The following is a 22,728-nucleotide window of genomic DNA, read 5'->3' as shown; positions in this document are numbered from 1 at the left end:
TAATGTGCCTCTTGAGCGGATCAGAAGGAGTCGTGATGAAACTGGATGCAGAGATAGAGCACCTTGCCATCGAGCTGGGACGGGCCCTCGGTCAACGGGGCTGGCTGGCGGCGACCGCCGAATCCTGTACCGGCGGTGGGGTGGCTACGGCCATCACCGACATCGCGGGTAGCTCCGGCTGGTTCGATCGCGGCTTTGTCACCTACACCAACGAGGCCAAACAGCAGATGTTGGGGGTGAGCAGCGAGAGCCTTGAGCGGCACGGCGCGGTGAGCGAGGCGGTGGTGCTGGAGATGGCCCGCGGCGCGCTGGCGCACTCGTCTGCCTCCATCAGCGTTGCCATCAGCGGCATCGCCGGCCCCGGCGGCGCCACCGAAGGCAAGCCGGTCGGCACCGTCTGGTTCGCCTGGGCCGACCGCAATGGCCGTCACCACTCCCTGCTGGCCCGCTTCGACGGAGATCGCCGACAGGTACGCCAGCAGGCGGTGAGACAGGCCTTGTCGGGTCTGTTGGCCCTGCTCAGATAAATTGGGCTTGATACTGTATGAATAGACAGTATACTTAGCCCAACTTCACTTCTTACTCACGATTTCCAGCGGAGATTGGCATGGATCAGAACAAACAGAAGGCACTGGCGGCTGCGCTGGGTCAGATTGAAAAGCAGTTCGGCAAAGGTTCCATCATGCGTCTGGGCGACAGCAAGACCATGGATATCGAAGCCATCTCTACCGGTTCCCTCTCGCTGGACGTGGCTCTGGGGATCGGCGGTCTGCCGTGTGGCCGTATCGTCGAAATCTACGGCCCGGAATCTTCCGGTAAAACCACCCTTACCCTGCAGGTGATCGCGGAAGCCCAGAAGAAAGGCAAAACCTGTGCCTTCGTCGATGCGGAACACGCCCTCGACCCTATCTATGCTGCCAAGCTGGGCGTCAACGTCGACGACCTGCTGATCTCTCAGCCGGATACCGGTGAACAGGCGCTGGAGATCTGCGACATGCTGGTTCGCTCCAACGCGGTTGACGTCATCATCGTCGACTCCGTGGCAGCCCTGACGCCGAAAGCGGAAATCGAAGGGGAGATGGGTGATTCCCACGTTGGTCTGCAGGCCCGTCTGATGTCCCAGGCGCTGCGCAAGCTGACTGCCAACATCAAGAACGCTAACTGCCTGTGCATCTTCATCAACCAGATCCGGATGAAGATCGGCGTTATGTTCGGTAGCCCGGAGACCACTACCGGTGGTAACGCGCTCAAGTTCTACGCCTCCGTGCGTCTGGATATCCGCCGTATCGGTGCCATCAAGGAAGGCGACGAAGTGGTCGGTAACGAGACCCGCGTCAAAGTGGTCAAGAACAAGGTGGCCCCGCCCTTCAAGCAGGCTGAATTCCAGATCTTCTACGGTGCCGGTATCTCCAAAGAGGGCGAGCTGGTGGATCTCGGCGTCAAGCACAAGCTGATCGACAAGGCCGGTGCCTGGTACAGCTACAACGGCGAGAAGATCGGCCAGGGCAAGGCCAACGTGATGAAGCTGTTCGCCGAGAACAAAGTAATGGCTGGCGAAGTGGAAGCCCGCCTGCGCGAGCTGCTGCTCTCCGGCGCAGTGCCTGTCGATGACAAGGCTGCACCGGTTGAGGCAGACGAGTTCGATGCCGAAAGCGAACAAGAGTTCGAATAAGGAACAAAGGAAGGCCGGGTAGATACCCGGCCTTGTTATTTATGATGGTTGATGAATCCGTTACCGAACCGGTCGAGCCTGCCGAACCGACCTTTGCAGAGCAGCTTACCGCAGCCCGCGCCTTTGCCATGCGCAGTCTGGCCCGTCGCGAGAGTGCCGAGTCGGAGCTGGCCAACCGGCTGCGTCAGCAGGGCTTCAATGAAGAGGTGATCGAGGCGGTGGTCGACTACTGCCGCGGTTACAACTGGGTCAATGACGAACGTTACGGTGGTATGGCTGTACGGGCCAGTGCCGCCAAGGGCCATGGCCCCATCAAGATCCGCTTCGATCTGCGCCGCAAGGGGCTCGACGATATGCAGATTGATGCCGCATTCGATCAGCCGGAGCTGGACTGGTTCGAACTGGCGTTTGCCCTGCTCGAACGGCGCGCCCGGGTGGCCGATCTGGCGGATTTCAAGCTGCGGATGAAGTGGCTCAAGTATCTGCTGGGGCGCGGCTTTACCCAGGATCAGGCCCGTTACGCCATCTCTGCTCTGCAGGAGCAGGAAGAGTAACGCCACTGCGTGGCAAACGTCGTTTCACCTCTCCTTGTGGCAGGTTTTTCCTGTCCGTACAGTAGCTTGCGCGCACAATCCCGAAAAAGCGGCCTTTTGTTCATCTCATCTCTCTTTATGCGCTGCTTTTTTGCCTCTCGACAGTGGAAAAAGCCACTGTAGGCGGTGCCGCTCTTTTCTGGCCCGTTTATGTGCGCTTTTTCGCCCGTGGCGGCCCTGTCCGTTTTACTTTACCCCGCAGAAAACTTACATTAATGCGGTTAAAAGTCCGTATTCGAATCAAGCAGGATTTTCCATGTATATGTCCACGTCAGAGATTCGCGCTGCGTTTCTCGAGTATTTCCGTTCCCAGGGGCACCAGGTTGTCTCCTCCAGCTCGCTGGTACCGCATAACGACCCTACCCTGTTGTTTACCAACGCGGGTATGAACCAGTTCAAGGACGTGTTCCTTGGCGCAGACAAGCGTGCCTACAATCGCGCGACGACTTCCCAGCGTTGCGTGCGTGCCGGTGGTAAGCACAACGATCTGGAAAACGTCGGCTATACCGCTCGTCACCACACCTTCTTTGAAATGCTGGGCAACTTCAGCTTCGGTGACTACTTCAAACAGGATGCCATCAAGTTTGCATGGGGCTTCCTGACCGAGGTGCTGCAGCTGCCGAAAGATCGCCTGCTGGTGACCGTCTACGCGACTGACGATGAAGCTTTCGATATCTGGGAAAAAGAGGTTGGTGTCCCGGCCGATCGCATCGTGCGCATCGGTGACAACAAGGGTGCCCCTTACGCTTCCGACAACTTCTGGGCGATGGGCGATACCGGCCCGTGCGGTCCCTGCACCGAGATCTTCTATGACCACGGCGATCACATCTGGGGCGGCCGTCCCGGCTCACCGGAAGAGGATGGCGACCGTTTCATCGAGATCTGGAACGTGGTCTTCATGCAGTTCAACCGTCAGGTTGACGGCACCATGGAGCCGCTGCCACGTCCGTCCGTGGATACCGGCATGGGTCTGGAGCGTATCTCCGCCATCATGCAGGGTGTGCACTCCAACTACGAAATCGACATCTTCCAGGCGCTGATCAAGAAAGCGGCCGAGATTGTCGGTACTACCGATCTGAGCAACCAGTCCCTGCGCGTCATCGCTGACCACATCCGCTCCTGCGCCTTCCTGGTGGCAGATGGCGTGATGCCGTCCAACGAAGGCCGTGGCTATGTGCTGCGCCGCATCATCCGCCGCGCCGTGCGTCACGGTCGCAAGCTGGGCGCGACCGATGTCTTCTTCTACAAACTGGCTGCCGAGCTTGCAGTGCAGATGAAGGATGTCGCTGCCGAGCTGATCGCCCAGCTGCCGCTGGTCGAGCGCGTGCTGCGCATTGAAGAGGAGCAGTTCGTCCGCACTCTGGATCGCGGTCTGCTGCTGCTGGAAGACGCTCTGGCCAACCTGGGCGATGCCAAGGTTATTCCGGGCGAGGTGGTGTTCAAGCTCTATGACACTTACGGCTTCCCGGCCGACCTGACTGCCGACGTGGTGCGCGAGCGCGAGATCGGCATCGACGAAGAGGGCTTCAAGGCCGAGATGGAAAAGCAGCGTGCTCGTGCCAAAGAGGCCTCCAGCTTCGGCGTGAACTACAACGAGATGCTCAAGCTCGACTTCGAGACCCCCTTCACCGGTTACAAGACCCTGACCGAGCGCACTCGCGTTGTCGGTATCTACAAGGGTGTGGAAGAGGTGAGCGGTCTCATCGCTGGTGACGAAGCTGTCATCGTGCTGGAAGAGACCCCCTTCTACGCCGAATCTGGCGGCCAGATTGGCGACAGCGGTACCCTGAAAGTGGACGACGGCATCTTTGCCGTGACCGACACCCTGAAAGCGGGCAAGGCGATCATCCACAAGGGTTACATGGAGCTGGGCACCCTGGAGAAGGGCGCCGAAGTGGAAGCCGTGGTTGACGCTGACCGTCGTCAGGCCATCGCTCTGAACCACTCCGTGACTCACCTGCTGCACGCTGCCCTGCGTCAGGCTCTGGGCGAGCATGTCACCCAGAAAGGTTCTCTGGTTGGGGCCGAGCGCATGCGTTTCGACTTCTCCCACTTCGAGGGGCTGACCATGGCGACCATTCGCCGGGTCGAGGAGCTGGTCAACAACCAGATCCGCGCCAACCACGAAATCACCACCCAGCTGATGGATCTGGAAGCGGCCAAGTCCGCCGGTGCCATGGCGCTGTTTGGTGAAAAATATGAAGACGACGTGCGCGTGGTGCGCATGGGCGACTACTCCACCGAACTGTGCGGCGGTACTCACGCCAAGCGCACCGGTGATATCGGCTTCTTCAAGATCATCGCCGAGAGCGGTATCGCTGCTGGCGTGCGCCGTATCGAAGCGGTGACCGGCAAAGCCGCCATCGACTTCATGCATCAGGTTGGCGAGCAGATCGAAGAGGCTGCTGCACTGGTGAAAGGTGACCAGTTCTGCATCGCCGACAAGGTTCGCCAGATGCTGGACAAGGCCAAGATGATGGAGCGCGAGCTGGAGCAGCTCAAGGCCAAGCTGGCTGCTCAGGCCGGTAACGACCTGCTGGGTCAGGTGATCGAGATCAACGGTCAGAAGGTGCTGGTTGCAGCGCTGGAAGGGGCCGATCCGAAATCCTTGCGCGGCATGCTGGACGAACTGAAGAACCAGATGAAGTCCGGTGTCGTGCTGCTGGCCACCTGTTCCGACGGCAAGGTCAACCTGATCGCCGGTGTCACCAACGACCTGACCGGCAAGGTCAAGGCCGGTGAGCTGGTCAATCTGGTTGCCCAGCAGGTGGGTGGCAAGGGCGGTGGCCGTCCGGACATGGCACAGGCGGGTGGTACCCAGCCTGAGGCGGTGCCGGCAGCGCTGCAATCCGTTCACTCCTGGCTGGAAGAGCGCCTGTAATCGGGCGAGGTGATCTGTGGCACTCTATGTACAGAAGTACGGCGGCACCTCGGTCGGCACACTGGAGCGGATCGAGGCGGTAGCTGAGCGGGTCGAGCAGACCCGCGCCCAGGGACACGACGTGGTGGTGGTTGTCTCCGCCATGTCAGGCGAAACCAACCGGCTGCTGGGCATGGCCCAGCAGCTGGATCCTGATGCCAACCGGCGGGAGATGGATGTACTGGTCTCCACCGGTGAGCAGGTCACCATAGCGCTGCTGGCGATCGCGTTGAACAAACGCGGTTGTCCTGCGGTCTCAATGACCGGTGATCAGGTTCGGATTCATACCGATTCCGCCTATGGCAAGGCGCGCATCACCCACATCGACACCGAACTGGTTCATGCCGAACTGGCTGCGGGCAAGGTGGTGGTGATCGCCGGTTTCCAGGGCCGTGACGAGCATAACGCCATCACGACGCTGGGCCGCGGCGGTTCGGATACCACGGCGGTTGCCGTGGCGGCGGCCATCAAGGCCGATGAGTGCCAGATCTTTACCGATGTGGATGGGGTATACACCACGGATCCGCGCATCGAGCCCAAGGCGCGTCGTCTCGACACCATCACCTTCGAGGAGATGCTGGAGATGGCCAGTCTCGGCGCCAAGGTGTTGCAGATCCGCTCGGTGGAGTTTGCGGGCAAGTACCGCGTCCCGCTGCGGGTGCTGTCGAGCTTTATCGATGGAGAGGGAACCTTAATCACATATGGAGGTGATAGGATGGAAGCTCCCCTGGTATCCGGGATCGCTTTTAACCGCAACGAGGCCAGCCTGACCATTCTGGGCGTGCCGGACAGACCAACCGTTGCCGCGCAGATCCTGAATCCGATCAGCGACGCCAACATTGATGTCGACATGATTGTGCAGAACACCCTGGGAGATGGCACCGCCGACTTCACCTTCACGGTGAATCGTGATGACTATCGCCGCGCCCGGGCACTGCTGGAGGAGACCGCCACCGAACTTGGCGCCTCCTGCGTGCAGGGAAATGGCGAAATTGCCAAGGTTTCCATTGTCGGTGTCGGCATGTGGAACCATCCCGGTGTTGCGCGCACCATGTTCAAGGTATTGGGCGAGGAGGGGATCAACATGCAGTTGATCTCGACCTCTGAAATCAAAATCTCTGTGGTGATTGACGAGAAGTATCTGGAGCTGGCGGTGCGAGCCCTGCACGCGGCTTTCGGGTTGGATCAGGCACCGCAAGAGCAGCCCTTGGGCTAACAATCTCTGATTGATTTAGTTTCAACCATTTACCATATCGGTATCTTTGTTAGATAATGTCGCATATCGATATAAAAACAAAACAGGATACAGGAGCAAGCGAATGCTTATTTTGACTCGTCGTGTTGGGGAAACCCTGATGATTGGTGATGAAGTGACTGTCACCGTACTGGGCGTTAAAGGCAACCAGGTCCGTATCGGTGTTAACGCGCCGAAAGAGGTCTCCGTACACCGCGAAGAGATCTACCAGCGCATCCAGGCCGAGAAAGTTCCGGGCCAACCGGGCTTCTAAGCCACTTTCATGGCTGTGACAAGGCGACACCTCATGTGTCGCCTTTTGTTTTTCCGGCCCTCTGAAATCGCCCTGCAGGGCGCGAAACTGCGGGATAAGTGCCGATATTGTTTGAATATTCCACGCTTTGGCCAAATGCTGAGCGAACGCACTTTTTTCTCCAAAAAAGTGTTTGACTAAAAATCCCTGTGAAGTATTATCAGCCCCGCAAACGGAGAGGTGGCCGAGAGGCTGAAGGCGCTCCCCTGCTAAGGGAGTATGCGGCTTATACCCGCATCGGGGGTTCGAATCCCCCCTTCTCCGCCATTTGCGCCCGTAGCTCAGCTGGATAGAGTACCTGGCTACGAACCAGGTGGTCAGAGGTTCGAATCCTCTCGGGCGCACCATATTACGACTCAAGCAAGAGTCATGTGTTGACCATCAGCAAGTCGACACTTTGGAAAAGGCTTACTGATAAGTAAGCTTTTTTTATCGTTTTAAAGCAGGGCGCCCGTAGCTCAGCTGGATAGAGTACCTGGCTACGAACCAGGTGGTCAGAGGTTCGAATCCTCTCGGGCGCACCATTTAAAACGACACAACGATTTATGAGCGCCCGTAGCTCAGCTGGATAGAGTACCTGGCTACGAACCAGGTGGTCAGAGGTTCGAATCCTCTCGGGCGCACCATTTAAAACGACACAACGATTTATGAGCGCCCGTAGCTCAGCTGGATAGAGTACCTGGCTACGAACCAGGTGGTCAGAGGTTCGAATCCTCTCGGGCGCACCATATTTCAAGCAGTACCAAAAGTTTATGAGCGCCCGTAGCTCAGCTGGATAGAGTACCTGGCTACGAACCAGGTGGTCAGAGGTTCGAATCCTCTCGGGCGCACCATACAGACAGCCTCGACTTCGGTCGGGGCTGTTTTTTTATGGGCGACATTTAACTCTTTGGTGCGGATCCCCGTGCGCTGTTGCGGGTGGATCGCCCGTTTACCTGGCTGTTCTTGTCCTTATTTCTTCCCCTGTCTGTGATTGCTCACAGTTCTTCTGAACGGTGCAACCCCTCACCACCCTTTGCCTCATCTATAGGCGCCTTGTATACCTGCTGTTGCAACGGCAGATGCCGGGCCACTCATCACTAAAGGTTCGCTCATCAACATCCTGCAAGGCCTGCTGAAGCGTTCTGCATGCAATAAAAAAGGATGCCGCAGCATCCTTTTGTGTTGAGATATTTACTCAGCTTTTCAGCCATTTGCGAATGCGGTTGGCATCGCCGATGGGGGTGCGTTTGCCCACCGAGTTGAGCAGCACGATGGCGAGCTCGCGGCTGTCCGGTTTGGCGCGCATCACCAGACAGCGACCCGCTTCGTCAGTGAAGCCGGTCTTGGAGAGGCGCACGTCCCAATCCGGGTTTTTCACCAGCGGGTTGGTGTTGTTGAACATCAGGCTGTAGGCGGGGGCGCTGAAGCGCATCTCCCGGTTCTCATCCTGAGTGAACTGACGGATCAGCGGCTGACGATAGGCGGCGGCGGCCAGCTTGCCGAGATCCAGGGCGGTAGAGACGTTGCGGGTGGAGAGGCCGGTGGAGTCGTAGAAGTGGGTATTACGCATACCCAGCTGTCTGGCCTTGTTGTTCATGGCCCGCACGAAGGCGCTGCGACCGCCCGGATAGTGACGCGCCAGTGCCGAGGCCATCCGGTTTTCGGAGGACATCAGCGCCAGATGCAGGGCGTCGCGGCGGGTCACCTTGGTGCCCATGCGGATGCGGGAGTGGGTGTGTTTGACCCGATCCAGATCGTTCTTGTCGACCGTAATGGTCTGGTTGAGATTCTGCTTGGCATCCAGCACCACCAGCGCTGTCATCAGCTTGGTGAGGGAGGCGATGGGACGCACCTTGGTGGCATTCTTCTGGTAGAGCGTCTTGCCCGTTTTTACATCCACGACCAGGGCGCTGCTCGAGCGTACTTCCAGTTTGGCAGGGTTGGGTGCCGCGCTGACCGCAGGCAATACCAACATTCCCATCAACCCGACAACCAGCGCTGCTGCGCGAATCCGACACCACATACAACCGACTCCATTCCCATCCAAAAAAAGGCGCTAGATTCACTCATTTTTACCCCGGCTTTACAAGGGCCGAGCGGGACTATTTCTGCTATTTGCGCAAAATTGGCGATCAAAAAAGCCCTCTGGCGAGGGCTTTCGGGTCGGGCGTTGGGCGAGGGGTCAATCCCGCGGCTGCGCGGCCCTGCGTTTGCTGATCCAGCGCCAGACCAGTGCCACCATGCCACCCACCAGCAGGGCCACCGGCAGATAGATGATGATGTTGAAGAACTGGGTCTGGTATTCGGCGGCTAGCTTGGTGTGGCTCAGGTAGTAGCCAAACCCGACCAGCGGGCAGATCCACATGATGGAGCTGATCAGATTGACGATGAGAAAGCGCCCCTGGGGCAGCTCGGTGGCACCGACGATGTAGGGGTAGGCGGTGCGTACGAAGGCGATATAGCGCGCGGTGATCAGGGTGATGATCCCGTACTTGTCCAGCAGGTGGTAGACCTTCTGTTGGTGCCGCTCTTCCACGTGGGACATCAGCCGATGGTAGAGCTGGGTGTGGCCGAGAAAGCGCCCCTGCATGTAACCGAGCCAGGTGCCGACAAAGGTAGCCATGATCAACAGCGGGATCACCCCGAGAGACAACACATCCTGATAGATGAGTACGCCGGTGAGGATCAGCAGGCTGTCACCGGGCAGAAAGGCGGTAGGGATGAATCCGTTTTCCAGTACCAGAAACGTCAGAATAACACCACAGATCATGAAGGCCATCTTGGGATCGGAAAGTGTGTTCAGATCGTGATTCATAAAGGCGTGAGCCAGTTGGTAAAACTGCTCCATACTTGCAAACTCCGCAGGTTAGCTGGGTTGATCGGTCAAGGGCATGGCGAGCACCTTGTCGATGCGCAGGCCATCCATGTCAACAATTTCCAGTTGCCACTGTTCCAGTGTCACCAGGTCTCCGGTTTGTGGAACACGACCAAGGAGCAGCATGATAAGCCCTCCGAGGGTGTGATAGTGATGTTTTTCTTCTTCTGGCAGACGAACCAGCTCCAGACAATCCTTCAACTCCGGCAACGGGATCAGGCCATCGAGCAGCCAGCTGCCGTCGGCGCGCCGGAAGGCCCAGTTGTCCTCGCCATCCTCCTGCTGGAAATCCCCCGCCAGCGCCTCCAGCAGATCCTGCTGGGTGACCAGCCCCTGTAGCTCGCCATATTCATCCACCACCAGCGCCATCTGTTCGCTGTGGGTGCGGAAGTGGTTGAGCAGCTCGACGCCGTTGAGGGTCTCGGGCAGCAGGCTGCCCTCCTGGGTCAGGGCAACCAGATCGATGGGCTCCCCCTTGATATAGGCGTGCAGCACCTTGCTGACATTGATGATACCCACCAATTCTGACAGGTTGCCGTCGCAGACCGGAAAATAGCTGTGGCGATACTCCACCAGCCGCTGCAGGTTGGTCTCCAGCGGCAGCGCCAGATCCAGATAGCGGATATCGCTGCGCGGCACCATCAGGGAGGAGAGGCTGCGCTCGTCGAGACGGAAGACGTTGCGCAGCATGGTGTGCTCATGATCCTCGATCACCCCGGCTTCCGATCCTTCCACCAGCATGGCGTGGATCTCCTCCTCGGTGACGTTGGCGCTGCCGTTCTGGTTGACCCGCAGCAGCCGCAGGCTGGCATTGGTGGAGGCCGACAGCAGCCAGACGAAGGGGCGGGTCAGGGTGGCGAGCCAGTGCATGGGGCGGGCCACCAGACAGGCGATGCGCTCGGCATTGAGCTGACCGAGCCGCTTGGGCACCAGCTCCCCCACCACAATGGAGAGATAAGTAACCACCACCACCACTATGACGGTGGCGATCAGGCCACTGCTCTTGGCGGGGAGCCCCCATTCTTGCAACCAGAGGGAGAAGGGCTGGGCCAGCAGGGATTCCCCGTAGATACCGTTGAGCAGACCTATGCTGGTAATGCCGATTTGGACGGCAGAGAGAAAATGGGTCGGGTCTTCGCCCAGTTTGAGGGCAATGGCGGCGGAGCGGTTGCCTTCAGAGGCAAGCTTGCCGAGGCGAGCCTTGCGTGCGGTGACGATGGCGATTTCTGACATGGCGAAGACGCCATTAAGCAAAATCAATCCCAGCAGGATCAATATTTCCATACAGCAACAGCACTCCTTGAGTGGATAAGATCGCTGGCAGTGTAATGAATTTGGCGGCGATGCGCTTGTGAAAGCGGGTGATCCGGCTCGCTAATTTGATGACAGCGCTCTGGGATGGCTGAAAAAGATGGCCGGAAAAGGGAAGGTCGACCCCGTCAAACGGCGTAATGGGCGAGGCAGCATTGCAGGAGTGAAAAGGGCGGGAAGTCCCGCCCTTGCTTGTCACTTGTCAGGCAACCGTTGTCAGAACTGCTGGAACCAGCGCTGGATCTGGGCCGGGTCTTTGCTCTGGGTCAGGGAGAGCATCAGCAGCACCCGCGCCTTCTGCGGGTTTAGAGTGCCGGAGGCCACGAAGCCGTACTTGGCATCATCGATCTCGGCATCCAGGGTGGTGGCGCCGGTCGGCACGCGGGCTGAGCGTACGACGCGGATGCCATCCTTGCTCGCCTTGGCCAGGGTATCGAACAGGGTGTGGTAGAGATTGCCGTTACCCACCCCGGCGCTGACGATGCCGTCGAACTTGGCATCCACCATCGCCTTGGCCGGCAAGTCGGTGGCGTTGGCGTAGCTGTAGACGATGCCCACTTGCGGCAGCTTGTCGAGCTTGCTCACGTCAAACGGCGTCTTGCTGGTGTGCAGACGGGCCGGGCTGCGCTGATAGTCGATCTTGCCGTTGTGGATGTAACCCAGCGGGCCGAAGTTGGGGGAGGCGAAGGTCTGCACGCCTGTGGTGTTGGTCTTGGTGACGTCGCGGGCATCCAGCACGGTGTCGTTCATCGCCACCATCACGCCACGGCCCTTGGAGGCGGGGTCGGAGGCGGTCACCACGGCGTTGTAGAGGTTGAGCGGGCCATCGGCACTCATGGCTGTGGAGGGGCGCATGGCGCCGACCAGTACCACCGGCTTGTCGCTCTTGACGGTCAGATTGAGGAAGTAGGCGGTCTCTTCCATGGTGTCGGTGCCGTGGGTGATGACGATGCCATCCACGTCATCCTTGGCCAGCAGCTCGTTGACCCGTTTGGCCAGCTTGAGCCAAACCTCGTCGTTCATGTCCTGGGAGCCGATCTTCACCACCTGCTCTCCCTGCACATCGGCCACGTTCTTCATCTCGGGCACGGCGGCGATCAGCGTCTCGATGGCCACCTTGCCAGCCTTGTAGTTGGACTGGGTAGCCGACTGGCCTGCCCCGGCAATGGTGCCGCCGGTTGCCAGAATATGGACGTTGGGCAGCGCCATCGCCATGGGGGAGAGGGTCAGGCCAACGACGGCGGCGAGCAGGGTCTTGCGGATCGGTAGGGTCATGCTGCAAATCCTTATGGTTGGAATAATCGCAGCAAGTTTGCCCGTTTAATAACCCGGGTCTGTGATAAAACTCACCAAAAGACAGGTGAGTACAGATTTTTAACCTGTTTTATACCTATATGGAGATAATTTAACTCGCAGAGAAACCCTTGGCTTCGATCAGGGCGATCAGTTCTGCCTTGCTCAGCTCGCTCTCGATAACGGCCTTGCTGCTGGCGAAATCGACGGTTGCGGTGATGACCGCAGGCTGGGCCAGCAGCGCTTTTTGCAGACTGGCGGCGCAGCCACCGCAGGACATGCCGGACACGGTGAGTTCGATGGTCATGGGATATCTCCTTTGTTGATGAGCGCCAGCCTAAAGCTGCCGCCTCCGGCAAGGTCAAGCCGTCAGTACATAAGACCCAGATAGTTCATCAGGATGGCTCCCTGCCGGTGTATGGGAGCCAAGGTTCGTGGTGGCGATGAGGTTGGCAGTTTCCTCGGGCAGGGTCAGTACATAAGACCGAGATAATTCATCAGAGTTGCCCCGAGGCTGGTAGTGACCAGAGAACCGAGGGTGGTGGTGGCGATGATGTTTGCGGCCAGCACGCTGTCGCCCCCCATGGCACGGGTCATCACATAGCTGGCGGCGGCAGTCGGGGTAGCGCTGATGAGAAAAAGAATGCCCAGCTCCAGATGGCTGAAGCCGAGCAGGGCCGCCCCCAGAGTGAACGCAGCCGGAATGAGACAGAGCCGCATGATGCTGGCCCAGCCCGCAATGGCTGCACCACCACGCAGGGCATCGAGGCTGAGAGAGGCGCCGGTGCAGAGCAGCGCCAGCGGCAACGTCATGTTGGCGAAGTAGCTGCCGGTGGTGAGCAGCAGTTGCGGCATCTTGATACCGAGCAGGGTAAAGGGCAGCGCCGCCACAATGGCGATGATCAATGGATTCTTGATGATGCCGAGCAGAATGGGGCGGATGCCGGTGGCGCCGCCGAGGCTGCGGGTGAGGGTGATAACCGCGAGGATGTTGTAGAGCACGGTGACCGCGCCGACGTAGAGCGCTGCCGCCCCCAGCCCCTCGTGGCCATAGGCGTTTTGCACGTAGGCGAGCCCTATGATGGCGCTGTTGCCGCGAAAACTCCCCTGCACGAAGATGCCGCGCAGTCGCTGCTCGCCGATAAAGCGGCCCGCCAGCAGCTCCAGCACCAGATAGCTGGCGACGGTGGCGAGCAGGCCGTAACCGATAAACCAGGGGCTCGGCATGGTGGCGAAGTTGGTGCCAAGAATGCTGAGAAAGAGCAGGGCGGGCAGGGTGACCTGAAACACCAGCCGGGAGGCGGATTCGGTGAAGGGCTCCGGCAGCAGCCCCAGCCGTTTGAGCCAGATGCCGAGCAGCAGGATCACGCAGATGGGGCCTGTGATGGAGAGGGAGAAGAGCAGACTGGCCAGCAGATCCATGGTGGGCGTCCTCCTGATGCGCCGTCCGAAGCGGGGCAAAAAGGGCATTCTAACGCCATGGGCTTGTATTCACAGGGGTTAATCACAACAATGTGGGCAATTTCCACCGCCTGCGCCAAGCCCCAGTGAGTCAATCCATGGACAAGAAACTGACCATCCTCGATATCGCCCGCCTCTCGGGGGTCGGCAAGTCGACTGTCTCCCGGGTGCTCAATCAGGATCCCAAGGTGAAGCAGGAGACCCGCGAGCGGGTGGAGCAGATCATCGCCGAGCACGGCTTCGTGCCGAGCAAGTCGGCGCGGGCCATGCGCAGCCAGAGCCAGCAGGTGGTGGGGATCATCGTCTCGCGGCTCGACTCCAGCTCGGAGAATCAGGCAGTGCGCGGCATGCTGGAGACCCTCTACCAGCGCGGCTACGACGCCGTGCTGATGGAGAGCAAGTTCTCTCCCGCCAAGGTGCTGGAGCATCTGGCGGTGCTGGAGCGGCGCGGAGTGGATGGCATCATCCTGTTTGCCTTCAACGATCTCGACTATGCCGCCATGGCGCCGCTCAGGGATAAGCTGGTGCTGGTTGCCCGCGAATATCCCGGTTTCTCCTCGGTCTGTTTTGACGATGCCGGGGCGGTGCGCACCATGCTGGGCCAGCTCGCTGCCCGCGGTATCCGCGACATCGCCTATCTGGGGGTGGATACTGCCGACCTCACTACCGGCCAGCGCCGGCTCGACGCCTACCTCGGCTACTGCGCCGAGCAGGGGCTGGCGGCGCGCAGCGCCCTCGGCGATCTCAGCCTGCAGAGCGGCTACCGGTTGGCTGCGGAGCTGCTCACTCCGACTACCGGCGCGCTGGTCTGCGCCAGCGACACCCTCGCCATCGGCGCGGCAAAATATCTGCAAGAACAAGGGCGTAGCGAGGTGCTGGTGACCGGCCTTGGCAACAACCCCATGTTCACCTTCCTCTTTCCCAACGCCCTCACTCTGGATCTCGGTTACAAGGGAGCGGGGGAGCAGGCGGCGCGGCAGCTGCTCGGCCAGATCGAGCAGGAGCAGCCGCCGCTGGCGACCATAGCCCCCTGCCGTACCCTGTGACCCCCATCACTCCGGACTGAACAAAAAACGCGCTTTTTGTGACGCTGGCCACGAATTGGGAACGTTCCCATTTTGAACTGGCAAGATTGTCGGCATGCTAAATGGGAACGATACCAAAAACGCTCGAGCCCAAAGAGTGGCTCGCAAGGGCGATGCAGACCACTATTCAATGGCGTCACAGAGGGAAGACCCATGTCCAAGATCAACGCACAGCAGCTTGCCACCCTGATCGACAAGATCGGTGGCAAGGAGAACATCGCCACCGTCAGCCACTGCCTGACCCGATTGCGCTTCGTCCTGAACGATCCGGCCAAGGCCGACAGCAAGGCCATCGAAACCATCCCGGCCGTGAAGGGAAGCTTCACTCAGGGCGGTCAGTTCCAGGTGGTGATCGGTAACGAGGTAGAGCAGTGGTACAAGGCGCTGACCGAGCAGCTCGGCGTCAGCGGTGGCAGCAAGGAGGCCGCCAAGCAGGCGGCGCGCCAGAACATGAATCCGCTGGAGCGGGGCATCTCCCATCTGGCGGAGATCTTCGTGCCGCTGCTGCCTGCCATCATCACAGGTGGTTTGATCCTGGGCTTTCGCAACGTCATCGGCGACATCAAGATGTTCGACGATGGCACTCACACCCTCACCGAGATCAGCCAGTTCTGGGCTCAGGTGCACGCCTTCCTCTGGCTGCTGGGCGAAGCGATTTTCCACTTCCTGCCGGTGGGCGTCTGCTGGTCTGCAGTGAAGAAGATGGGCGGCTCCGAGATCCTCGGTATCGTGCTCGGTATCACGCTGGTGTCGCCACAGTTGATGAACGCCTACGGCATCGGCCAGCAGACTCCCGAGGTGTGGGACTTCGGCCTGTTCGTGATCCAGAAGGTGGGTTATCAGGCGCAGGTCATTCCGGCGCTGCTGGCGGGCGTGTTCCTCGCCTGGGTAGAGACCAACCTCAAGCGGATCATTCCGGCCTATCTCTACCTAGTGATTGTGCCGTTCGTTTCTCTGCTGCTGGCGGTGATCGTGGCTCACGCCTTTATCGGCCCGTTCGGTCGCTGGATTGGTGAGGGCGTCGGCTTCGCTGCCAAGGCCGCCATGACCGGCTCCTTCGCCCCTATCGGTGCCGCCCTGTTCGGATTCCTCTACGCGCCGCTGGTCATCACCGGCATCCACCACACCACCAACGCGGTGGATCTGCAACTGATGCAGAGCATGGGTGGCACCCCGATTTGGCCGCTGATCGCCCTCTCCAATATCGCTCAGGCTTCTGCGGTCGTCGGCATCATTCTGATTAGCCGCAAGGAGAACGAACGGGAGATCTCGGTGCCTGCCGCCATCTCCGCCTATCTCGGGGTGACCGAACCGGCGATGTACGGTATCAACCTCAAGTACAAGTTTCCCATGCTGTGCGCCATGGTGGGCTCCAGCCTTGCGGCCCTCATCTGCGGTTTCGCCGGGGTGATGGCCAACGGCATCGGAGTAGGCGGCCTGCCGGGCATCCTCTCCATCCAGCCGCAATACTGGGCCGTTTACTCCCTCGCCATGCTGGTCGCCATCGTGGTGCCGGTGGTGCTGACTCTGCTGGTCTACAAGCGCCAGCAAGCGGCCGGCAAGCTGGCCGAAGCCAGCGCCTGAATCTGATTGTCAGGGCGACCAGACGGGTCGCCCTCTCCCATTTCAATTTGTGACAAGAGAAAGAGCCATGAGCCAAACACCCTGGTGGCAGAGCGCCGTGATTTACCAGATCTATCCCAAGAGCTTTCAGGATTCGGGCGCCCGTGGCACCGGCGATCTCAAGGGGATCATGGCCCGCCTCGATTACCTCAAGACGCTGGGGGTCGATGCCCTCTGGCTGACCCCGGTTTACGTCTCGCCGCAGGTGGACAACGGCTACGACATCGCCGACTACTACGCCATCGACCCCGCCTACGGCACCATGGCCGACTTCGAGGCGCTGCTGGCTGCCGCCCACGCGCGCGACATCCGCATCGTGATGGATATCGTGGTCAACCACACCTCCACCGAGCACACCTGGTTCAAGTCGGCGCTGGGGGATAAAAACAGCCCCTACCGCGACTACTACATCTGGCGCGATCCGGTGGATGGCGGCGTGCCCAACAACTGGCAATCCAAGTTTGGTGGCAGCGCCTGGGAGTTGGACTCAGCCACCGGTCAGTACTACCTGCACTTGTTTGCCCGCGAGCAGGCGGATCTCAACTGGGAAAATCCGGCGGTGCGCGCCGAGGTCAAAAACATCATCCACTTCTGGGCCAAGAAGGGGGTGGATGGGTTCCGCCTCGACGTCATCAACCTTATCTCCAAGGATCAGGCGTTCCCGAACGACGAGATTGGCGATGGCCGCCGCTTCTATACCGACGGGCCGCGCATCCACGAATTCCTGCAGGACGTGAGCCGCGACGTGTTTGCCCCGGTGGGAGCCATGACGGTGGGGGAGATGTCCTCTACTTCGCTGGAGCACTGCCAGCGCTATGGCGCGCTCGATGGCTCCGAGCTCTCCATGGTGTTCAATTTCCACCATCTGAAGGTGGATTACCCCAACGGCGACAAGTGGACCAAGGCACCGTTCGATTTCCTCGGACTCAAGCGCATCTTCAACCACTGGCAGAGTGGCATGCACGGCAAGGGGTGGTCGGCGCTGTTCTGGTGCAACCACGATCAGCCGCGCATCGTCTCCCGCTTCGGTGACGAGGGCGAGCATCGGGTTGTGGCCGCCAAGATGCTGGCCAGCACTCTGCACGGTTTGCAGGGCACCCCCTACATCTATCAGGGGGAGGAGATCGGCATGACCAACCCCGGCTATCAGCGCATCGATGACTATCAGGATGTGGAGAGCCGCAACATCTTTGCCATCAAGCAGGCCGAAGGGATGAGCGAGGCCGAGATCCTCGCCATTCTCGGTGCCAAGTCCCGCGACAACTCGCGCACCCCGATGCAGTGGAGCGCTGCGGCCAACGCCGGTTTTACCAACGGGACACCCTGGCTCAAGCCAGCCGCCAACTATTCCGAGATCAATGCCGAGGCGGCGCTGGCCGACCAGCACTCGGTGTTCTGGCACTACCGGGATCTCATCGCCCTGCGCAAGGCGCACCCCATCTTCACGCAGGGGGATTATCAGGAGCTGCTGACCGGGCACCCGCAGATCTGGGCCTATGCCCGCCGCGCCAACGGTCAGATCCTGCTGGTTGTGAGCAACTTCTACGGCGAGCCGGTTGAGTTTACTTTGCCTGCCGAGCTGCAAAGCGGGAAGGGTCGGCTGCTGCTCGGCAACTACCCGGATAGCCCGGCCCAACCGCAATCGGGTATGCTGCGCCCTTATGAATCCCTGATCTGGCTGATGGAGTAGGTAATGGAGAAGGTGGTGCGTGGTGCCGAGTGGCAGAAGATGGTGGCGGGGGAGCCTTATGATGCGGCTGACCCTGAGCTGAAAGCGGCGCGCGAGCGCTGCCGCAAGCTCTATCACACCTTCAATACCAGCTGGCAGGAGAAACCGGCGCGGGATGCTTTGTTGCACGAGCTGCTCGGTGGACGTGGCAACGAGTGCGCCATCAATCCGCCGTTCTTCTGCGACTATGGCGCCAACATCTTCGTCGGCGAGAACTTCTACGCCAACGTGGGTTGCACCATCCTCGACGTCTGTGAGGTGCACATCGGCGACAACGTGCTGCTGGCGCCCGGGGTGCAGATCTACACCGCCGCTCACCCGGTGGCGGTGGCGCCGCGCATCAGGGGTGTCGAGTTCGGCAAGCCGGTACGGATCGGCCACAACGTCTGGATTGGTGGCAGCACAGTCATCTGTCCCGGTGTCACCATCGGTGACAACAGCGTCATCGGTGCCGGTTCGGTGGTGACCAAAGATGTGCCCGCCAACGTGGTGGCGGCTGGCAACCCTTGCAAGGTGCTTCGGCCGATGACGGCACAGGAGCTTGAAGGCGTCATCCAGCGGTGAACAGGGACCATGAATGCTATTGCTATCTGATTGATAGAAAAGCAACTTTCAGATTGTTTTGCATTCAGTGCTTATGTTCGGGGCCGCTTGGTCGATACTGTTGAGTGCAGGAGGAACCCTATGGATATATCAAGTTCTGCAAATGCGTCGTTTGGTTCTGCTCTGATGACGGCCAGTCTGGCCAAGAAACAGCAGACCCAAGAGGGCGAAGCTGCGCTGAAGCTGCTGCAAAACGCAGCGCAATCAGCGCCGGTTGCACCGACATCGGCCAGCGCTTCTCTGGGAAGCAAGATCGATATTCGCGTCTGACCCTAATGAAAAAGCCCCCATCTCGCGATGGGGGCTTTTTTATCTCTGCGATTTGCGGGATCAGACCGGGAAAGGAGCCGGCGCCTCGAAGGTCATCCGCTCGCCACTACGGGGGTGGCTGATGGTCAGACTGGCCGCATGCAGGTAGAGATGGGGTGCCGCCGCCAGCGCATCCGGATGAGCATAGAGGTTGTCACCCAGGATCGGATGCCCCAGCTCCAGCATATGGACGCGCAACTGGTGCGAGCGACCTGTGATGGGGGTCAGCTTGATCAGGCTGTTGCCGTTCTCCACTTTCAGCTTTTCCCACAGGGTCAGAGCGTGACGCCCCTCCTCGTGGTCCACCTTCTGTTTCGGGCGGTTTGGCCAGTCGACGCAGAGCGGCAGGTCAACCTGTCCCGACTCTGCTTCCGGCTCACCCCACACCCAGGCGAGGTAGTGCTTCTCGGTCTCCCGCTCGCGAAATTGTCGGCTCAGCTCCCGATGAGAGTTGGGATTGAGGGGAATGACAATGACGCCAGTGGTGGACATGTCGAGGCGATGAGCCGCCGCCGCCTTGGGGTGCTGCTGCTTCACCCGATGCAGGACGCTGTCTTCATTCTCGGGGCCGCGCCCGGGGACGCTTAGCAGGCCAGTGGGCTTGTTGACCACCATGATGTCCTTGTCCTTGAACAGGATATCGAGCCAGGGTTCCAGAGGCGGTGAGTATTCAAACATAAATGTCTCGCATCAGAGGGTGGGGGCAAGCCCCCATCAGTTATGGGTAACCACGACAAAGCGACCTTGGGTATCCAGTTTGAGCTGGGTCTGGCCGCTGTCGGTCGGTACCTTGTCAGTTATGGGTGACCACGATAAAGCGGATGGCATCCAGCTTGAGTTGGGTCTGATCGATCAGGTGGTGCAATTCTGCCTGCAGATTGCGCAGATAATCCAGTTCGCTGTCGCGCACGTTCGGGTTGACTGCCTTGAGCGCTTCCAGACGATCCAGATCCTGCTGCAGGGTCTGCGCCATCTGGGCGCGGGCCTTGTCGACAATCCCGGCTTTCAGCTCTTCGGCAATGGCCTGGCCCTTGCCAATCAGACCGTGGATCACCGGTTGGGACGCAGTCACCAGCTTGCTGCCGAGGTGGCGATTGACCGGAGTCAGCTGGCGGTTGAAGGCATCGAACGCCACTTTCTCACCCAGATTCTGGCCGTTTTTGTCCATCAGCAGACGGATCGGCGTCGGCGGCATGAAGCGGTAGAGCTGGGGATGGGCCGCAGACTCGGCAACGAAGATCAGCTCAAGCAGGATGGAGCCGATGGGCAGCGCCTTGTTCTTGAGCAGTGCGACCGAGGTGGCACCGATCTCGGAGCCCAGGATCAGGTCGATACCGCCGCGCATCATGGGGTGATCCCAGGAGAGCAGCGCCATGTCATCGCGCGACAGGGCAGTGTTGCGATCGAAGGTGATGGTCATGCCGTCTTGCGGCAGGCCCGGGAAGCTGGAGACCAGCATGTGATCCCCTGGGGTCAGCACCAGCGCGTTCTCGCCACGGTCATCCTGATTGACGCCGATCTCGTCGAACATCTTGAGAGCGAAGGAGATCATGCCAGTGTCGTCATCTTCGGCGGCCAGCTTGTCGACCAGCTGCTGGGCAGTGGCGCCACCGCTGGAGTGGATCTCCAGCAGGCGATCGCGGCCCTGCTCCAGCCGAGCCTTGAGCGGCTCGTGCAGTTCGCGGGTCTTGACCAGCAGGGCGTCGAGGGCTGCCTGATCGCCGGTGTTGGCGGCCAGCAGCTCGAACAGCTCTTCACGTACCGCTTCGAATACCGGGCGGGCCGTCGGGCAGGTCTGCTCGAACGCGTCCAGACCATCGTGATACCAGAGCTGCAGGGCGCGCTGGGCAGTCCCTTCCAGATAGGGAACGTGGATCTCGACGGTATTCTGCTGACCGATACGATCCAGTCGGCCGATCCGCTGTTCCAGCAGATCTGGGTTGAGGGGCAGATCGAACAGCACCAGATGGCTGGCAAACTGGAAGTTGCGACCCTCTGAGCCGATCTCGGAGCAGAGCAGCACCTGGGCGCCACCCTCTTGCTGGGCGAAATAGGCGGAGGCCTTGTCCCGCTCGAGGATCGACATCCCTTCGTGGAACACTGCTCCACGGATCCCTTCACGGGTACGCAGCGCCTCTTCCAGCGCGATGGCGGTGGCCGCTTCGGAGCAGATCACCAGCACCTTCTGCTGACGGGCTGAGAGCAGCAGCTCCAGCAACCATTCTACGCGCGGGTCGAACTGGGTCCAGGTGGCGTTGTCGCCTTCGAACTGCTGGAAGATCTTCTCGGGATAGAGGTAGCGCAGGGCACGGGTCTGCAGATCGCCACCGTTACCACCCATCATGCCCATCACCTTGATGGCAGTCTTGTACTGCTCCGGCAGCGGCATGGGGTAGACGTTGAGGTGACGCTCGGGGAAGCCCTGAATATTGGCGCGGCTGTTACGGAACAGCACCCGGCCGGTGCCATGCTGATCCAGCAGCTTGGCGACCGCCTGCTGGCGGGCGGTTGCATCGCTCAAGTCCAGCCCTTCCAGCTGGCTGGCAAGGATTCTTTTAGCTTCATCGCTCAGGGTCTCGCCATCCAGCAGCTCTTGCGCTGCGCTGGCGACCTGACCGTAGGCTTGCTCCTCGGCGAGGAAGGCATCGTAGTCGTAGAAACGTTCCGGGTCGAGCAGACGCAGACGGGCAAAGTGGCTCTGGTGGCCCAGCTGATCCGGGGTGGCGGTCAGCAGCAGTACGCCCGGCACCTGTTCGGCCAACGCTTCCACCATTTCGTAGGCGCGGCTTGGCGCTTCCTCACTCCACTCCAGATGATGGGCTTCGTCGACAACCAGCAGATCCCACTCGGCTTCCAGCACTTGTTCGAAGCGACGACGCTTCTTGCGAAGGAAGTCGAGGCTGCAGATCACCAGCTGTTCGGTCTCGAAGGGGTTCTCCGCATCGGCGAATGCCTCGATGCAGCGCTCCTCGTCAAACAGGGAGAAGTGCAGGTTGAAGCGGCGCAGCATTTCGACCAGCCACTGATGCTGGAGCGTTTCGGGCAGCAGAATGAGCACACGATGGGCGCGGCCGGAGAGCAGCTGCTGATGAATGATCATGCCCGCTTCGATGGTCTTGCCCAGACCCACTTCATCGGCCAGCAGTACGCGCGGGGCGTAGCGGTGACCCACTTCATGGGCAATATAGAGCTGGTGCGGGATCAGGCTGACCCGGCCACCGGCCAGACCGCGAGTCGGGTTGCGACGACGCTGGTGCTGGTTGACCAGCGCCTCGTAGCGCAGGGTGAAGCGGGACATCCGATCGATCTGACCGGCGAACAGGCGATCCTGCGGCTTGTTGAACTTGATAAAGTTGTTGAGAAACACTTCCTTGAGGGCAACGGGCTCATCATTGTCGGTGCGCACACCTACATATATAAGCAGGCCGTCTTTCTCCTGCACTTCTTCGACCGTCATGGTCCAGTCTTCGTGACTGGTGATCTGATCGCCCACATTGAAGCTGACCCGGGTCACCGGCGCCTCTTCTTTGGCATACATGCGGTTTTCACCGGTAGCCGGAAACAACAGGGTAACCATGCGTCCTTCAACAGCAACGACAGTCCCCAACCCCAGATCCGTCTCTGTATCACTAATCCAACGCTGGCCAAGTGCAAAAGGCATTAAACTCTCCAAAGCCCAAGAGTGTGTGAATCGCAAAGGGGCGCTATGTTACCCGAAGGCGTGA

General features: G+C 60.0%; 19 protein-coding genes and 6 tRNA genes. 17 read left to right on the top strand and 8 right to left on the bottom strand.

What is annotated here, in order from left to right; translation table 11 throughout:
- Positions 1-35 precede the first annotated feature (35 nt).
- The 12 genes from pncC (at position 36) to I6L49_RS13590 (ending at position 7,565) form a co-directional block, all read left to right on the top strand.
- Positions 36-527 carry a nicotinamide-nucleotide amidase gene (gene pncC / locus I6L49_RS13645; RefSeq protein WP_216949740.1) on the top strand — a complete coding sequence of 164 codons (492 nt, stop codon included), beginning with the start codon at positions 36-38 and terminating at the stop codon, positions 525-527.
- 80 nt (positions 528-607) lie between these two features.
- Positions 608-1,672, top strand: coding sequence for a recombinase RecA (gene recA, locus I6L49_RS13640; RefSeq protein WP_005348744.1), 1,065 nt, complete (start codon positions 608-610; stop codon positions 1,670-1,672).
- Between the two features lie 44 nt (positions 1,673-1,716).
- Positions 1,717-2,226, top strand: coding sequence for a regulatory protein RecX (locus I6L49_RS13635; RefSeq protein WP_216951653.1), 510 nt, complete (start codon positions 1,717-1,719; stop codon positions 2,224-2,226).
- A 295-nt stretch (positions 2,227-2,521) separates the two neighbouring features.
- A complete protein-coding gene (alaS, locus tag I6L49_RS13630) occupies positions 2,522-5,146 on the top strand; it encodes an alanine--tRNA ligase (RefSeq protein WP_216949739.1) in 2,625 nt (874 codons plus the stop codon).
- Positions 5,147-5,162: 16 nt separating this feature from the next.
- The gene (locus tag I6L49_RS13625) at positions 5,163-6,401 is read left to right on the top strand and encodes an aspartate kinase (RefSeq protein WP_005336054.1); all 1,239 of its coding nucleotides are present in this window, start codon (positions 5,163-5,165) and stop codon (positions 6,399-6,401) included.
- Between the two features lie 103 nt (positions 6,402-6,504).
- A complete protein-coding gene (gene csrA, locus I6L49_RS13620; protein ID WP_005336053.1) occupies positions 6,505-6,693 on the top strand; it encodes a carbon storage regulator CsrA in 189 nt (62 codons plus the stop codon).
- 213 nt (positions 6,694-6,906) lie between these two features.
- A tRNA-Ser gene (locus I6L49_RS13615) sits at positions 6,907-6,999 on the top strand.
- A gap of 3 nt (positions 7,000-7,002) precedes the next feature.
- Positions 7,003-7,079 (top strand) — tRNA-Arg (locus I6L49_RS13610).
- A gap of 100 nt (positions 7,080-7,179) precedes the next feature.
- Positions 7,180-7,256 (top strand) — tRNA-Arg (locus I6L49_RS13605).
- Positions 7,257-7,281: 25 nt separating this feature from the next.
- Positions 7,282-7,358: transfer RNA gene (locus tag I6L49_RS13600), tRNA-Arg, on the top strand.
- A 25-nt stretch (positions 7,359-7,383) separates the two neighbouring features.
- Positions 7,384-7,460 (top strand) — tRNA-Arg (locus I6L49_RS13595).
- Positions 7,461-7,488: 28 nt separating this feature from the next.
- Positions 7,489-7,565: transfer RNA gene (locus I6L49_RS13590), tRNA-Arg, on the top strand.
- 344 nt (positions 7,566-7,909) lie between these two features.
- On the opposite strand, the gene pbpG is transcribed toward I6L49_RS13590, so the two are convergent.
- The 6 genes from pbpG to I6L49_RS13560 form a co-directional block, all read right to left on the bottom strand.
- Positions 7,910-8,737: a D-alanyl-D-alanine endopeptidase gene (gene pbpG / locus I6L49_RS13585; protein ID WP_216949738.1), complete on the bottom strand. Its 828-nt coding sequence runs from the start codon at positions 8,735-8,737 to the stop codon at positions 7,910-7,912.
- Positions 8,738-8,896: 159 nt separating this feature from the next.
- Positions 8,897-9,562 carry a DedA family protein gene (locus I6L49_RS13580; RefSeq protein WP_005343012.1) on the bottom strand — a complete coding sequence of 222 codons (666 nt, stop codon included), beginning with the start codon at positions 9,560-9,562 and terminating at the stop codon, positions 8,897-8,899.
- Between the two features lie 18 nt (positions 9,563-9,580).
- Positions 9,581-10,873, bottom strand: coding sequence for a hemolysin family protein (locus I6L49_RS13575; protein WP_216949737.1), 1,293 nt, complete (start codon positions 10,871-10,873; stop codon positions 9,581-9,583).
- Positions 10,874-11,116: 243 nt separating this feature from the next.
- On the bottom strand, positions 11,117-12,175 hold the full coding sequence (ansB, locus tag I6L49_RS13570; protein WP_216949736.1) for an L-asparaginase 2: 1,059 nt from the start codon (positions 12,173-12,175) through the stop codon (positions 11,117-11,119).
- A gap of 130 nt (positions 12,176-12,305) precedes the next feature.
- Positions 12,306-12,500: a heavy-metal-associated domain-containing protein gene (locus I6L49_RS13565; RefSeq protein ID WP_005336048.1), complete on the bottom strand. Its 195-nt coding sequence runs from the start codon at positions 12,498-12,500 to the stop codon at positions 12,306-12,308.
- A gap of 164 nt (positions 12,501-12,664) precedes the next feature.
- A complete protein-coding gene (locus I6L49_RS13560; protein WP_216949735.1) occupies positions 12,665-13,615 on the bottom strand; it encodes an AEC family transporter in 951 nt (316 codons plus the stop codon).
- Between the two features lie 137 nt (positions 13,616-13,752).
- Here I6L49_RS13560 and treR point away from each other — a divergent pair, with 137 nt between their 5' ends.
- From treR to I6L49_RS13535, 5 genes are all read left to right on the top strand, one after another.
- Positions 13,753-14,700, top strand: a complete 948-nt coding sequence (gene treR / locus I6L49_RS13555) for a trehalose operon repressor TreR (RefSeq protein WP_216949734.1) — start codon at positions 13,753-13,755, stop codon at positions 14,698-14,700.
- Between the two features lie 192 nt (positions 14,701-14,892).
- Positions 14,893-16,323: a PTS trehalose transporter subunit IIBC gene (treB, locus tag I6L49_RS13550; protein ID WP_042033278.1), complete on the top strand. Its 1,431-nt coding sequence runs from the start codon at positions 14,893-14,895 to the stop codon at positions 16,321-16,323.
- A 67-nt stretch (positions 16,324-16,390) separates the two neighbouring features.
- Positions 16,391-18,052, top strand: a complete 1,662-nt coding sequence (treC, locus tag I6L49_RS13545) for an alpha,alpha-phosphotrehalase (RefSeq protein ID WP_216949733.1) — start codon at positions 16,391-16,393, stop codon at positions 18,050-18,052.
- Positions 18,053-18,055: 3 nt separating this feature from the next.
- Positions 18,056-18,655 (top strand): sugar O-acetyltransferase, encoded by a 600-nt coding sequence (locus I6L49_RS13540; RefSeq protein WP_216949732.1) that lies wholly within the window; start codon positions 18,056-18,058, stop codon positions 18,653-18,655.
- 120 nt (positions 18,656-18,775) lie between these two features.
- Positions 18,776-18,964: a hypothetical protein gene (locus tag I6L49_RS13535; RefSeq protein ID WP_005336040.1), complete on the top strand. Its 189-nt coding sequence runs from the start codon at positions 18,776-18,778 to the stop codon at positions 18,962-18,964.
- A gap of 60 nt (positions 18,965-19,024) precedes the next feature.
- Here I6L49_RS13535 and rluA read toward each other — a convergent pair whose 3' ends face one another.
- Entirely contained in the window at positions 19,025-19,681 is a 657-nt protein-coding gene (gene rluA, locus I6L49_RS13530) for a bifunctional tRNA pseudouridine(32) synthase/23S rRNA pseudouridine(746) synthase RluA (RefSeq protein ID WP_076495860.1), read from the bottom strand.
- 115 nt (positions 19,682-19,796) lie between these two features.
- Complete coding sequence (gene rapA / locus I6L49_RS13525) at positions 19,797-22,664, bottom strand: RNA polymerase-associated protein RapA (protein WP_216949731.1); 2,868 nt, start codon at positions 22,662-22,664, stop codon at positions 19,797-19,799.
- Positions 22,665-22,728: the final 64 nt, after the last annotated feature.

Origin of the sequence: Aeromonas sp. FDAARGOS 1419 (assembly GCF_019047045.1) — a bacterium.
In the GTDB taxonomy this organism is placed as follows: domain Bacteria; phylum Pseudomonadota; class Gammaproteobacteria; order Enterobacterales; family Aeromonadaceae; genus Aeromonas; species Aeromonas veronii.
The sequence above is the reverse complement of the archived record's forward strand: the minus strand, read 5'-3'. Positions and strand labels throughout refer to the sequence as shown.